Genomic DNA, 14121 nt, shown 5'->3' with positions numbered 1-14121 from the left:
ATTCAATTTACATTATGCAAAAAAAAATTAATTGCTAAATGGCCTCCACCTGATACCTGCGTAGATTTCTCTTCCTCTAACCGGACCCCAAACAATTGACGGGTCAAAATTTGAGTCAAATGGGTTTTCATAACCCAAAATGGGCTGCTTTTGTCGGAAATCAAAGACATTTTCTACACCACTATACACATCAATTTTATCAAATGACCAGCCAATCTGAAAATTCAGTACCGCAAATGGCTTAGTGTATCCGGTAGTATTCTCATCTTCCACAGCTATCAATTGAGGCAGTCTTTGCTTACCGTAAATATGAAGATTTGCATCTGTTTTTAAGCGATTATCAAAAGCATTGAATGAAACAACAGCTAAAAACTTATGCGTAGGACTTAAATCAAATTTCTTTTTCTCATCGTCTAATTCTCTGGCTGAATGGTGATAGACATAACCGGCTTTAAGATCTATATTATCATTAATATTCAGACCCTTTTCAAAAAGGAAGTTTCCAAAATAAGCTTCAATTCCACCGGCAGGCAAACCCACAATTCCGGGAACATCTAAATCAGGTGTATGCATTCTTGAAAATCGGGTAAAAAAATACTCCCCGCTTATATAACCATTCAATTGGTGATGGTTCCAGTTATAAACAAGTTGTGCTCCGTAGTTCAGGCTTCTTTCAGGCAAAAGGTGAAACATATGCACCGGCATATCTCTTCCCGAGCTCAGCAAAGCTGTATTTTCCGGAATAAAATCAGGACTTCTCCAGGCAGTACCTATCAACGCACGGGCTTCCAGTTCCGGCAAAAGGCTGTAACGAATTAATAAGCGCGGGGTAACATTAACTCCAAACTGCTGATGATGATCTATGCGAACACCTTTAACTAAGTTTAATCTGTTAGATATCAAATTTGTATGCTTTTCAGCAAAAAATCCGGTAGTGTAATCTTCTTTTCGATACTTTCCTTCATAATTCTTATGCGGAACAGTTTCAGCAAACTCTATTTTCTGAGTAATATCCTGTAGTCGAAACTGTAATCCATATTTTAACTCACTAATATCATTAAACTCTATATCATGCCTTAACTCTGCAAAAAGGCTTGTCTGCTCAGCCTCATAAGAGGTGGTTCCGTAATAACTTTCCTGCTGATGATATGAAGCAGAAACATTAAATAAAAGAGTATTAAAATCATTGATTTTCCAACTGAGTCTCGAGTAAAATTCCGGTTGAAAATAACTGATTGATTGCCCATATACTTCAGATTGCAAACGATGTTGCGAAGGAACAAAACCTGTTTCTCCACCCCTTCTGTGTTCACTTACCCAGCGTAAAGTATTATCCCATTTCAATCGATTTACAGATAAAGAATTTTTACTCACAAACATATATCGTTCAATAACTGCCTGATCTAAAAATCCATTATTATTTCTGTCTGTTTCTCTTCCCGGCCCTGTGTAGTGTGCACCTATAAGTCCTTTGTAATTATTATCACCAAAAGAAAACCAGGTATTTGCCTGATGTTCCAGGTAATTATTCATATAAAGGTTTAGAAAAAACTTATCTGATTTGGCAGGAGAAACTGTTTCAAAATTTATTTCGCCACTCATTCCTTCATAGCCTCTAAGCACAGAATTTGAACCTTTTGAAATATGAATCTCATCTACAAATACTCCCGGCCAGGTACTCATTCCATAAGTATAGCTTAAGCCTTTAAAAAGTGGGAAACCATCCAGTGTTTGATAATTATAAACTCCGTCCAGTCCGAGCATTTCAAGCTCCTTGGCACTTGTTATCACATTTGAGGTAGAGGAATGAACAGCTGTATTTGTCTCGAAACACCCGGTTAAATCACAGCAAGCGGATCTGGTTAACTCTTCAGAGGTAATAACCTGTACCGGTGCTGCTCGTTTGGACAGGTAAGTCGCCGGGTTTTTGCCTTTAATTTCTATTTCAGATAAATAGCTCTCAAGCAAAGTAACAGTCAGCAAGTCCATTTTGGCACTAACCTGAACTGTATCAGGAGTATAGCCGACAAAACTAATTACAAGAGGCTGAGGCATTTCGTCCGGTTTCACTAAAGAAAAAGAACCATTTTCATCAGTAGCAGTACCTTTTTGGTATGACAACCAATACACATTTGCTCCGGAAAGAATATTTCCCTCACTATCGATAACTTTGCCTTTAAGTATGTCTCCGGCAAAACTTAAATTTATGGCGGTTATCAAAAAAGCAACTGTTAACAAAAAATGTTTCATTCTTCAAAATTAATCAAATCTTTAGTTATTAGCAAACTTATTATATATAAGCTACTTATGTTTTAATACTTTTTAAAAAAATAATTGTATAATCGTACTGATAAAAATTTCTTTGTTTAACATATTAATTATTTATGGTTTTTCGAGTTTTTATTTCATTGCTTTTCTGTTGTAATATTGTTTTTACTCAAAACATTCAGGCTCAGTGTACTCCGGACATGACTCAAGTTAATCCGGGATTAGAGCCGGATCAGAATTTAACTCCTTGTTTTGTCAGAAACAGCACTTTGTCTGTGACACTTAACTTTAAAAACTTAGATGAATTCAGTCCGCCCGGTTTTCCAAGTGGTTTTCCTATTCGTTCTACCACTATAGATAGTATTGTAAATTTACCCTGTGGACTGGAATGGTCTACAAATTATTCTGACAATACATTTTCAGCAGGTGAAGCAGGTTGCATACAGATTTTTGGAATAACAGATGACCTCGCAGGCCAATATAATATTGACATTTGGGCTTCTATTGACATTGATATGCAGGGTAGTCCTTTTCCATTTCCACCTATAGATGTTAATCTATCTGACTGGGGTTATGATTATCATATAAGGGTACGCGAACAAGCTAGCCCATGTCCTGATGTAGGAAGTTCTGACAGTCCCGAAAGAACTGCTTGTTTTGCACTTGAAGCTCCTGAATTTACACCTTCAGCCGTTTGCAATGAAGGTGACACAATCTTGATAACATTTAACAGCTCTGAAACTTTTGACTCAACAAATGTTTTTGCAGTTGAGCTTTCAGATGAAAATGGTGACTTCAGCAGTCCGGTTATAATCGGCACTTTAGAAAGCACCACTGCAGCCCCTATTGAATGTATAATTCCACCATCACTTACAGCCGGTAACGATTATAGAATCCGTATACACGCTTCTTCACCGGAAATAATCAGTTTTGTTTCAAATAATAGTTTTGAGATTTTACCAATCCCTGCAGAACCGGAAATTACGGCAAATGAAAATGTTTTAGCCTCTTCCTATTCAACCGGCAATCAATGGTTTTTAAATGGTGAATTAATTGAGGGCGCCGAAGGGCAATTTTACACTGCCGAAGAAAGTGGTTTTTACACCGTAATTTATACAAGTCCTGAAGGCTGTAGTTCTGAATTATCTGAAGTATATAATCTTACTATTTCAGGGCTTGGCGAGCTGCAATCCGCAAATAGCAGACTTTTAGTTTACCCCAATCCTGCAACAATGATGCTTTACTGGAAACTTCCCGATAACTTATCTAATATTAAATCAGCGACAGTCTACCATGTAGATGGCCGAAGAGTTTTTGATCTAAAAAATTTGGAAAAGGGTTATATTAATCTGGAAAAGGTAAGTCCGGGGATTTATTTTCTAAAAATTAAGGGAGAAAAATTTAAATTGACAGAGCGATTTGTAGTTTTTTAAGTATTAACTAAGCCACTTACATTCTTCAATTATTTTTGACTTTCTTACCGGGCTTAAATGTAGAGTTTTTTCAAGTTTATTTATATCTATTTGATTACACACTATCACATCTTCACTTAGTAAAAGTTTTTTTTCATTTAGTGTAATACTTGTCAGGCAGGTTATGGGATATGCATTGTGTTTTTCAATAAGCTTTTTTAAGCTGTCTTTATTTGGATAATCCCATGAAAGCATTTTAATGCCGGCACATTCACCATAATCCATTGCATCTTTAGTAAAACGATTATTAGATATCAACCATGGGAAATAATTTCGTGGTTTGGCAGATACCTCTCCGGCACTTTTTAAGTCCATAAATCGTGCACTAAAATATAAAGCCACTTTTACATCTACTTTCTGGCCGGCTTTATTTGAAAATTTACATTCTGCCCAGTTCACTTCACTTTGATTCGTAAACTGAACATCCACTTCATGATTGATGCATTTTCCTGATAAAATTAGATTTGTTTTTGTTTTATAGCCTGCATTCATAAAAACATGAGACATAAGCTTTTCAAAATAATACCCTGAAGGACCTAATTCCCTCATGGCGTTTTTTAATTTATACCTCGCAGCTATTCCGGCTCTTTGCTTTTTAAGTGTATTAAAAGCAAGTTGAAAAATTTTACGGGTGGAGATATTTTCAGCCTCTATTTTAGGCTTTATTTTGTGCCAGACACGATTAATTTCATCTTCATTTGCTCCCGCCGACTTAAGCGATCGAAAAAGTTTCTCTTTTTCAAAAATTACTAATTCACCTCCGGATTTAATAACCCTTGTATTCATTGCCTTGGTTTATGGAGCAAGTGAGAACCTGATAGTAACGCCTGCACGGGTATTAGTAATAGGAAAAGATGCTGATGTTGCCGGAATTGTTCGGTTTCTGTCAAAAAACAAACGAATATTCAGTCTTCGGTTAATAACGTAATCAATAGATGGTGAAAATCTGATTGTACGCATACCTGAAACAGGCTCTTCTATGTTCTGATCTAATCTGTGCGTAATGGTAATATTGTCCCGTATAGAAAAATCAAATCGAATGTTCAAGTCATTTTCAAGTCTTATTCTTCTTCCCTCTGTTCTAATAGGCAGATTTAACCCTGTAATACGATAACCCAAACCGACAGTAGTTTCTGTTGTCTTAGACTCATTTAAACGATAATCTATGAAAGACATGCTCAGGTTTCGTGATTTTTTATATTCAAAACGGGTAGTGATATTATTTTTCCAGGTGATATCAATCCCAAAAAGAGGGGAAAATTGCTCAGAAATAACAATTTGCGGGATATTGATCTCCGGGAAAAAATTACCGGTCAAGGTATCTATTACCTCAGGTTCATATTTGTTTACTCCTTCAAAATTCTGCTCTGTTATAAAACTGTTGACCGTATAGGTAGAATTATAACCATGCGTTACATTCGCCGAATTTAGTATGTTTTGCAAAAATGGTATTCGGCTTAAACCATTGTATGTAACCCTCCAGTTAGGCAATGGTATACTCCGGAAAGGGGACAAATCAATATCATTCGGATTCTGATCTGTATAGGCTGCCAAGAAAGAAGGTATCAACACATCCTGAGAATATGGCCCATAACCAAAAGCATAACCTGTAGATGGTATAGTATCGGCAGGACTTTGAAAGCCTCCTATTGAATTAGGATTTTGCTCAGCAAAACGTTGAGAAAGTACTCTTCTGTTTTGTTCAAAAGTTTTAAACGTCTCAGACAATCCATTATCGCTGGCTTCATTAAACATCGTCTGGAAGCTTAGGAATGATATTGAATAACTCCCGGTTCTTGTCGGGTTCAAGTGCTGAAACTCTCCTCCTTCAAATTGTCTCTTAAAGTACTCCGTATAGTTTTCACTTTCCGTACGGGTAAAAGTCAGGTCAACTCTCAAATCTCTGAATGGCTCCAGGTTAGCTCTTACATTAAGGTTTTTAGAGGTCGTTTGTCTGAATTGATAGTTTAAATTTGTATCAGAAGTAATTCTCCCTTCATCAGCCAGTCTGTCTAACCACTCTTGTCCGGGCTGATAACCAAAAATAAAATCAAATCCCGGTGCTTCAAAAGCATCATCCATTCCCAATAAGCGGGTGGTAGGTAAATAACCCGGTAAAAAAGTAGAGCGATTTTCTGTGTAGGTAGCCGAAATTCTCTTTAAACTTAGCACCGGTCTTAAAATCGGACTCAGAAAAGGGTTTGCCGGAACCTGAACGCGTTGTCTGTTTTGGCGTGTACGTTGAATTTGCTGATTGGTATTAGCTATACGTTGTTCTTTTCTTTCAATTTCTGCTTCATTCTCTTCATCAGAACGCTGAAGCTCTCTTAACTCTTGCCTCTGCTCCCTTCTGGTTTCACGTAACTGATCCAGGTCGTTAGACAATCGCTCTCTTTGTCGCAAACGGGTTTCCCTTTGCTCGGCAGTTACCCTCGGCATATTGCTGTTATACGGTCTGAGAAATGTCCATTTGTTATAAAGATTTCGTAAATTGAATTCTCCGTTAATCCTTACATTTTGACTATTCTCAATCGTATTTCCGTAGGGGCTTGGTCCTAGCTCTCCTTCCGGAGTCATAAACAATGGCCCGGCACGCCAATTATAAGTGGTTGCATAACCGGTTCTCAACTGTATCCAATCCAAGATAGGGATTTTGTTAATTGGAACATTGTAATTTGCTGAAGCGGATTGACTATACTCAATATTTCTTCCGAAATCCTGAACATTTCTCCACACGCTATCTCTTTTTTCACGGGTATCTAACCTGCCTTCAGGCTCATCAATCCGGGCTCTGTTGGTTGCCGAAAAATCTATATTTAATGAGCGGAATGGATTGTATTGAAATCCGTACAGCCTGTCCCATGTAAAGTTTTTATTGTATGTAGGGTCTATAGGAAACTCTTCATCTCCAAGCATTCTCAACTGTTGCTCTCCAAATTGCCTGTTAAAATCTGTACTGAACCTTAAATTACTTGGAATAAAGTTAATATTAATGTCTTTAATCAAGTCAAAATATTTACTGCTGTTTGAACCAAAAAGATTTTCAAAAGGCGTAAAATAGTTTGCTGTAGGAGCAAAGTTATACCCTAAAGACAAGCGATGCCTTTGAATCAAATCACTTTCAATAAAGGGATCGCTTCTTTGAGTTTCCGTAAAAGCATATGTAAGGTTCCAGTTTTCAATACTGTATATTCTTGGAGTAAAATCTTCTCTGGGACTAATTCTCCTGACATTTGTAAAATTGATGCTTCGGATAGTTTCTAAGTCCTGAATCGTTCTTCTGTAGTCTCTTCTTTCATCAGCTTCCAAAAATCGCAATTTGTCATCAACTTTAATGTCCATTTCATAGGGGTCATACTGAGGGGTACTGAAAGATTGTGATAAACTTGCAAACATAGGCAATCGTAATCCGGTAGCATCCGGTAAAAAGCGACCAAGTTCCAGATTTGTAGAAACATCATACTGAAAAAAGTTATCTCTGTATCTCTGATCCAGTTTTTGTTCAATCTGACCAAACCCGATTGTATGCATATTGGCAGACAAGGTTAAACTTCCTAAATCTGCTAATTGTATATCAACGCGACCGAGAGCCGCCCATCCTCCTTCTTCATCAAAACCTGTCAGACGCAATTCATTAAACCACACTTCAGCACATTTTGATGATCCATCATCACCGGTTTCTCCGATTGCTTTCGGGTTTCTTATACCGAGCATAGCCATTTGCACTAAACCTAAATCCGGATTTCCAACAATAGTTATATTATTCCCCCGATCATCGGTAATAGTAAATGGTTGATTCGGCGGAATGTCTGCTTCATTTCTCAATTGTTTTGCCAATACAAAACTATCCAGCGGAAAATTCATTTCGTTTGCTTCCGGCCAAATCAATTGCGGATCGGTAATGCCCGGTTCTGTAATCGTAAGCGGTATTTCGTATTCATAATAGTTATCCTTAAAATCACTACCTAAACGAATAAAAGCTGTTACTTCTCCATCGTTTACAGGCACTTCACCTAAAAGCGACTCAGCATGAATAAACATGCGCATTCTTCTGAATAAGCGAAGATCTAAATCAATATTCCGATATACTGCTCTGGCATCACCATCCTGTAAATCACAAACTTCCAGGGAAATTGATTGCTCATTTTGAAGAGCTACATAGTTCTGCGCACCTAAAAGCTGCTCCCGCTCAATACCCGGTGCCAGCACGTATGGGATTGGCTGTCTGTCAGAATTCTCCTCAATATTTACTGCTGAAACATTAAAATAAGTGTCACCAATATTGTCAGAAGGGATATATTCACCCGGCTGAAGAAGTGACTGTCTGTACCTTCTCCATTGGCTTCTAACCAACTCTAATCTTGCAAATCTCAAAACTACAGGATCTTCAAAACCGGTTAAAAACATTCTCATAAAACGAATAGAGCGAAAATCAGGAATGTTTCCTACTTTGTTATCATACGCATCAATAGGGATTTTAAACTGATACCAGGTAACTGTTTCCTGATTCCCGTTCCTTAAATTAACCGTAGCCTCAACTTTATCGGTTATATAAGAATCGCCTACATCCATTCCCGGTTCAAGGCGAACCCTGTACTGAAAATATTCCTCAGATTCATTTAATGTATTGTCTCTGTTTAAATCTTCAGAATCAGGCAAGTTCGTGGCTGCGGAAGAGAATCCGGTAGCTCCAGTTTGAACAGGCGAGTTCCCCTGAGGGTTATTATAGCGTTTATACCTTTCTAATATCGGCACCTGATTATTATCTAACTCACTGCTTCTGTAGTACTGAAAATTATCTCCGGCAGGGTCCTCAAAAATTGCGTTGTACGCATCTGAATCCAGATATCCGTTTAAGTCGTTTAAAAAATCCTGAAAAAATGCTCTTTCTTCTTCATCATTTAAACCGTTAAAACCTAAATCCTGAAAAGCTCTAACATCCGGGTCGTTATCAAATGCATTGGTTATTGGCTGAGTATTCGGCACTTTCCCCCATATAGTAGTATCCACAGAAACCGGACTATTCGGACCGGGAAGACCATTTTCAAAAAACATTCGGGAATCCTTTAAAATATCTTCTGAAACATTTCCTAAGTTAAAATACAAATAACCACTATTACCTATACTATCATAGATGAAAGGGTCCAAAACCCAAAATTCAATAAATTCAATATTAGAAGCTTCAAAGTCATTATTTTGAATACTTCTGGAAACACCTCCCCATCTGGTAGATGGCTCTCTTAATCGTCCGTCAGGTAAAATACCACTGGATATTCCCGGCGAACCATTCGGTAAGGACTCAAAGTTATAAGGACCTCTTTCACTGGGGTATAAAGCTAAATCCAATGTTTGAATCGTAGTAGCTATACCCGGATTAATATCGTCTTTATTTGGAAAAACCTCTCTTTGCAGAACTTCCCTCACATAGTGGTTTGACTGTTGGTCAGGGTCATTTCTTATATGGTCCGGCGTACTTGAAATATTTCTTAGAAAAAGTGGATCAATATTATACCATGCTAACCTTGCTCTGTTAAATCCATAACGTAAATCATTTGAAAGCTCTGCTTCCGGGAACAATATGTTTCCGTTTTCATCTATTGCATTCCGGGGAGTACTGGCCAAAACCCATCTACTGGAAGGAAACTTCATATCGTAAGCTGAGCGTGTACCTTCAAAATCATCTATGTAGACAGTTCCTTCTCTCCCTATAGCTCTAGAGTGTCCGGGACTTAAATGGGCTACCTCGCCGGTTACATTAACAGATGAGGTTTGTGTTGATTCGTAAAATGGTAATCTGTTCAGTAACCAGGTAATAAATTCTGATTCAGTGCTGTAGTTCACATCCAAGCCATACATTGTATTGGCTATAGGGTCGTCACCTACATTTACTTTTCGGGTAAAAGGTCTTTCATTCAATCTCAGAATAGTACCTCCGATGGTAAAATTATCACTTATCCAATAATCTAAACGTGCCCCTAAAAATGTTTTTGTCTGAACTCCAAATTGAGCGCTATTTTCATAAGATACATTAATTGGTATACCGGAATTTAAAATCCCTTCATTTAGAATTCTGACCCGGCCCAGGTTGTAATCAACAGTATAATCAGTACCTTCAACAAGTTGCTGTCCACCGGCAGATACCTGAATAGAACCCTCGGGAATGTTAAATGCACCAAGACTAATTTCAGCAGAAATTTCCGATTTGTAACGGCCTCGTATTAAATATCGGTTAAATTCCGGAAACTGCATTGCAACAGTTTTAGTAGAATCGTAGAGAACATCATAGACATAGTTATTAGCTAAAGTAGATTGTTCGCTACTGGAAAATTTGCTTCTAAGATCTGCACCAAATGGCTCCAGTACAGGAAAAATAATCCGTCCATTCTGAGGGTTTATCGTAATTCCGGGAATAAAGTCAAACCGGCCATCGGGCTGTGGGTCGAGTTGCTGATTAAGATTATCTAAATTAAGTACACGGATTAAAGGCTGACCTTGTAAGCTCCCCGCAGGTATATAGCGCTTAATTCCTCCTCCCGGATCTGCATAATATACATCCAACTGAAAATCTTCTCTGTTTATCTGAAATGCGCCTATGGAATAGATATTTTTCATCATCAAATCCCAAATGGGCAACTTAGGCCTTACAGACGTACTTTTAAGCATTTTTAAATAGAGCACTTTTTCTCCGCTCAAAGAATCCGGCGGTACATCCTGTGCAAATTCACCTACTTTAAAAACTTCTCCGTTAAAAGTATATTCAAAAGAAACAGCCAGCATTTCATCCGGCTGTAAAGTTTGATTAAGTGAAATATAACCTAACTGTGCATTGTAAGTAAATTCATTGGAGGAAAGCTTTCTGGCAAATGTTTTTTCAAAATCCTGAACCGGTTCTAATTGAAATTGAGAGCCTTGTATGACATTTACAACATTATTGGCATTTCTATTAGACGAGGAGCTATTCAATCTGCTGTATAAATCATTTGCTCCGTTTGCCGGTAAAGGACGTTGGCTTGTGCGGGTAATTTGGTCGGATCTGTGTATTTTTTCCGGCTCTCCTAAGTCCATAAATCCAACTACCTCTCTTGCATTCTCAACGACACCTCTTTTGTTTGTTACCCATACTTCAATTCTGGTAATATTTGCCAGTGAATTAATTAAAGGCAAATTACTCATTGCCTGATTGTAGTTATCTCTAAAATAGTGCGCCAAAAAGAAGTGTCGATTTTCATCGTATTGATCTGCTTTTACTTCAAATTCTCTAATCTGAGCTCCACCTTCCAATTGAATGTTCTCCATCTGTGATTTCTGCTGTGAAACAACACCGGTAACCGTCAATCTTCCGAATTGCATTTGTGTTTTAACACCAAACAGACTTTGATTTCCCTGAATTAGACTGGTATTTAAAGGAAAACTTACATTTCCGGCCTCAATTTTTTGAATAATTTCATCCTCCTCACCGGTATACTCCAGATTTATTTCGTTTTCAAAATCAAAAGTTTGCTCAGTATTATAACTGGCATTCATTTTCAGTTTATCCCCAATAGTTCCGATGACATTCATATTTATATTCATGTCAAAATCAAAACCACCTTGCCTTCTTTGTTGTTCTGTTAGTGTAGGATTATCTATTCGTTGAAAATTTCCACCAAAAGTTAAATCAATATTTCCCGAAGGTCTGATATCAACTGTAGAACCTCCAAAAACTCTATCCAGCACATTTGCATCTAAATGTAATTGAGGAATAATTCCCGGTCTTTCAATGAGAGTAATAGCTTCTGTTCTCTCATTCCAGTAATTTTTTTCCTGCCTTTTAGATTCATATTCCAGATATTCTTCAAAAGTAAGATATTGTGGATTGGAGTAAAAAGCACCCCCTACCTTTTCTCTTATGATATACATATTCGTTTCGGGATCGTATTCAATGCTTTTTTCGATTGCAGGAGGATCGCTTAAATCAAACGGATTAGGCGTTTGAGGATTGGTAAAATCCGGGACATCCTGATTTTCGGAAGCTTCTTCTTCCTCAGCCTCTTCTGTATGCATTGCAAAAACATTGGACAAATCTGAGCCTATCCATGCCTTAGCATTAAATGCTAAAACAAAAATACAAACGGTCATCAGAAATGCCGGCAATGTTTTTTTAATGTTGGTTTTTACCGCCACTATAAGTGCTTTCTCTATTTATAAATACTTTAATGCTGACTTAATCAGCATTTCTAAAGATTGATCATTCCCAGCCTCTGACATCGATTTCTGAATCGCTTTTTCGGAAACAGAACGCACAAATCCCAAAGATATTAAAGCAGTTAACGCTTCTTCCTTTAATGTATTTTTTGAGGACATTGAAATTTCTGAATGCCCTTCTTCGGTTTTCGAAATCTTATCTCTTATTTCCAAAATTATTCTTCCGGCTGTTTTAGCTCCAATCCCTTTTATTGATTTTACAATTGATTCATTCCCCTGAATTATAGCTGACTCCAACTCTGAAACTGTCATTGCTGATAAGGCTAAAATAGCTGTTGAGGGACCCACTCCCGAAACGCCTATCAACAAATTAAAAAGAGACCGTTCCCTGTCTTCAAAAAATCCATATAATAATTCAGCATCTTCTCTTACGATGTGCGTAGTGAAAAGTTTGCCTTCTGCTAAATTCTGTATAGCTGTATATGTTTGCAAACTAATCATAACCTTATAACCAACTCCATTTGCTTCAACAACAGCGAAAGTTGGGTTTTTTTCGGTTATAAGCCCCTTCAGATATGTTATCATATACGTTACTTAAGAAAGAATAAACGGCTAAATTATTAAAGGTAAACTGATTTTTAGAATTTAATTCCAATAGTTTTTATAATTGACGGACAAATAACGGCTTTATCTGTGACTTATTTTTAAAATTAAATCATTTCGTCATCTCTCATCAATAATAAAATGGCTGACTGAGGTACAATAACGTACTTTTCTTTATTTATTTCTATATCAAATGATTGACTTTGAATGTATACGGCCAAATCTCCCGACTTTGCCTGCAAAGGAAGGTATTTTGTTTCCTCTTGTTCTTTTTTCCAAAATTCATCATTCATTTCAGCAGATGGAATCGGATATCCCGGACCTGTCTTAATGACATAACCACTGAATATCTTTTCCTTTTTTTGAACACCGGGCGGCAGAAATAATCCACTGTCGGTTTTTTCATTTTCCTTAGTGGGCTTTATCAATAAACGATCCCCTATCACAATGAATTTGTCAAACGTATCAACCTGCATCATAAATTCTTTATTTTGGATTTAATTAAAAAATAGTTTTTGAATTCTTTCAGCTATCTGAACTGCGTTTGTTGCAGCTCCTTTTCTGAGGTTATCAGCAACTATCCATAAGTTTAACCCGTTTTCAACCGATTCATCTTTTCTGATTCTACCAATAAAAACATCATTTTTCCCCTTTGCAAATAAGGGATGCGGATATTCATTCCGGGACGGATTGTCCATAACGGTTATTCCGGGACTATTTTCCAACACTTCACGAATCTGTTTTAATTCAAAAGGTTTTTTAAATTGTATGTTCACCGATTCTGAATGCCCTCCAACAACAGGGACTCTTACGGCTGTAGCAGTAATTTTTAAGTTCGGCAGATCTAAAATCTTTCTGCTTTCATTCACCATTTTCATTTCTTCTTTAGTATAACCATTATCTAAAAAAGTATCGCAATGAGGAATGCAATTCATATCTATTGGATAAGGATATACCTTTTCAGTATGTAAGCCTTTTCTTTCAGATTCTAATTGTTCCAATGCTTTCACTCCTGTACCCGTAACAGATTGGTATGTCGAAATAACTACTCTTTCAAGTCCAAAGTGATGATGTAAGGGGGCTAGAGCAATCAGTAACTGTATTGTGGAACAATTAGGGTTCGCTATGATTTTCGTACTATTTTTAACGGATTGAAAGTTTATTTCCGGAATGACCAAAGGCACATTGTCATGCATACGCCATGCACTTGAATTATCAATTACAAAACATCCGTTATCAGAAAAAAGAGGGGCATAGCTTAAGGAAGTTTCACTTCCTGCAGAAAAAATAGCTATATCGGGGTTTTGCAAAACAGCTTCATTAGCTGTAATTAACGTAAGTTCTTTCCCACTGAATAAAATCTTTTTTCCGGCAGATTTTTCTGAAGCTACCGGAATTAATTCATCCATTTTAAAATTTTGTTCGTCTAAGACTTTTAGAATTTCGCGGCCTACTAAGCCTGTAGCTCCTATAATTGCAAGCTTCATAAATAAATATAGTTAAAACTGTTTAGGTTAATTAAAGGTAAAATAACAGATTGCAAAGGTAATGGAATATTTTTTTATAGAAAACTTGTTATTTTAGCATTTATATA

Annotated in this window: 7 protein-coding genes; 1 reads left to right on the top strand and 6 read right to left on the bottom strand. The window is 37.1% G+C overall.

The window, feature by feature from the left end:
- Positions 1-27: 27 nt before the first annotated feature.
- A complete protein-coding gene (locus EA412_08895) occupies positions 28-2250 on the bottom strand; it encodes a TonB-dependent receptor (protein ID TVR78541.1) in 2223 nt (740 codons plus the stop codon).
- 134 nt (positions 2251-2384) lie between these two features.
- On the opposite strand from EA412_08895, the gene EA412_08890 reads away from it, so the two are divergent.
- Positions 2385-3701, top strand: coding sequence for a T9SS C-terminal target domain-containing protein (locus EA412_08890; GenBank protein ID TVR78540.1), 1317 nt, complete (start codon positions 2385-2387; stop codon positions 3699-3701).
- Positions 3702-3704: 3 nt separating this feature from the next.
- Here the strand turns inward: EA412_08890 and EA412_08885 are convergent, their stop codons facing one another.
- The 5 genes from EA412_08885 to EA412_08865 form a co-directional block, all read right to left on the bottom strand.
- Positions 3705-4526 (bottom strand): ATPase, encoded by an 822-nt coding sequence (locus EA412_08885; GenBank protein ID TVR78539.1) that lies wholly within the window; start codon positions 4524-4526, stop codon positions 3705-3707.
- A gap of 9 nt (positions 4527-4535) precedes the next feature.
- Positions 4536-11903, bottom strand: coding sequence for a cell surface protein SprA (gene sprA / locus EA412_08880; protein TVR78538.1), 7368 nt, complete (start codon positions 11901-11903; stop codon positions 4536-4538).
- 18 nt (positions 11904-11921) lie between these two features.
- Positions 11922-12509, bottom strand: a complete 588-nt coding sequence (gene ruvA, locus EA412_08875; GenBank protein TVR78537.1) for a Holliday junction branch migration protein RuvA — start codon at positions 12507-12509, stop codon at positions 11922-11924.
- Between the two features lie 125 nt (positions 12510-12634).
- Positions 12635-13003 carry a co-chaperone GroES gene (locus tag EA412_08870; protein TVR78567.1) on the bottom strand — a complete coding sequence of 123 codons (369 nt, stop codon included), beginning with the start codon at positions 13001-13003 and terminating at the stop codon, positions 12635-12637.
- Between the two features lie 21 nt (positions 13004-13024).
- On the bottom strand, positions 13025-14014 hold the full coding sequence (locus tag EA412_08865) for an aspartate-semialdehyde dehydrogenase (GenBank protein ID TVR78536.1): 990 nt from the start codon (positions 14012-14014) through the stop codon (positions 13025-13027).
- Positions 14015-14121: the final 107 nt, after the last annotated feature.

It is taken from the genome of Chitinophagaceae bacterium, from assembly GCA_007695095.1.
In the GTDB taxonomy this organism is placed as follows: Bacteria; Bacteroidota; Bacteroidia; order Chitinophagales; family REEL01; genus REEL01.
The sequence above is the reverse complement of the archived record's forward strand: the minus strand, read 5'-3'. Positions and strand labels throughout refer to the sequence as shown.

Coding starts and splice junctions, on each gene's coding strand:
- EA412_08895 (TVR78541.1), bottom strand. CDS start 2,250: ATGAAACATTTTTTGTTAACAGTTGCTTTTTTGATAACCGCCATAAAT.
- EA412_08890 (TVR78540.1), top strand. CDS start 2,385: ATGGTTTTTCGAGTTTTTATTTCATTGCTTTTCTGTTGTAATATTGTT.
- EA412_08885 (TVR78539.1), bottom strand. CDS start 4,526: ATGAATACAAGGGTTATTAAATCCGGAGGTGAATTAGTAATTTTTGAA.
- ruvA (TVR78537.1), bottom strand. CDS start 12,509: ATGATAACATATCTGAAGGGGCTTATAACCGAAAAAAACCCAACTTTC.
- EA412_08870 (TVR78567.1), bottom strand. CDS start 13,003: ATGCAGGTTGATACGTTTGACAAATTCATTGTGATAGGGGATCGTTTA.
- EA412_08865 (TVR78536.1), bottom strand. CDS start 14,014: ATGAAGCTTGCAATTATAGGAGCTACAGGCTTAGTAGGCCGCGAAATT.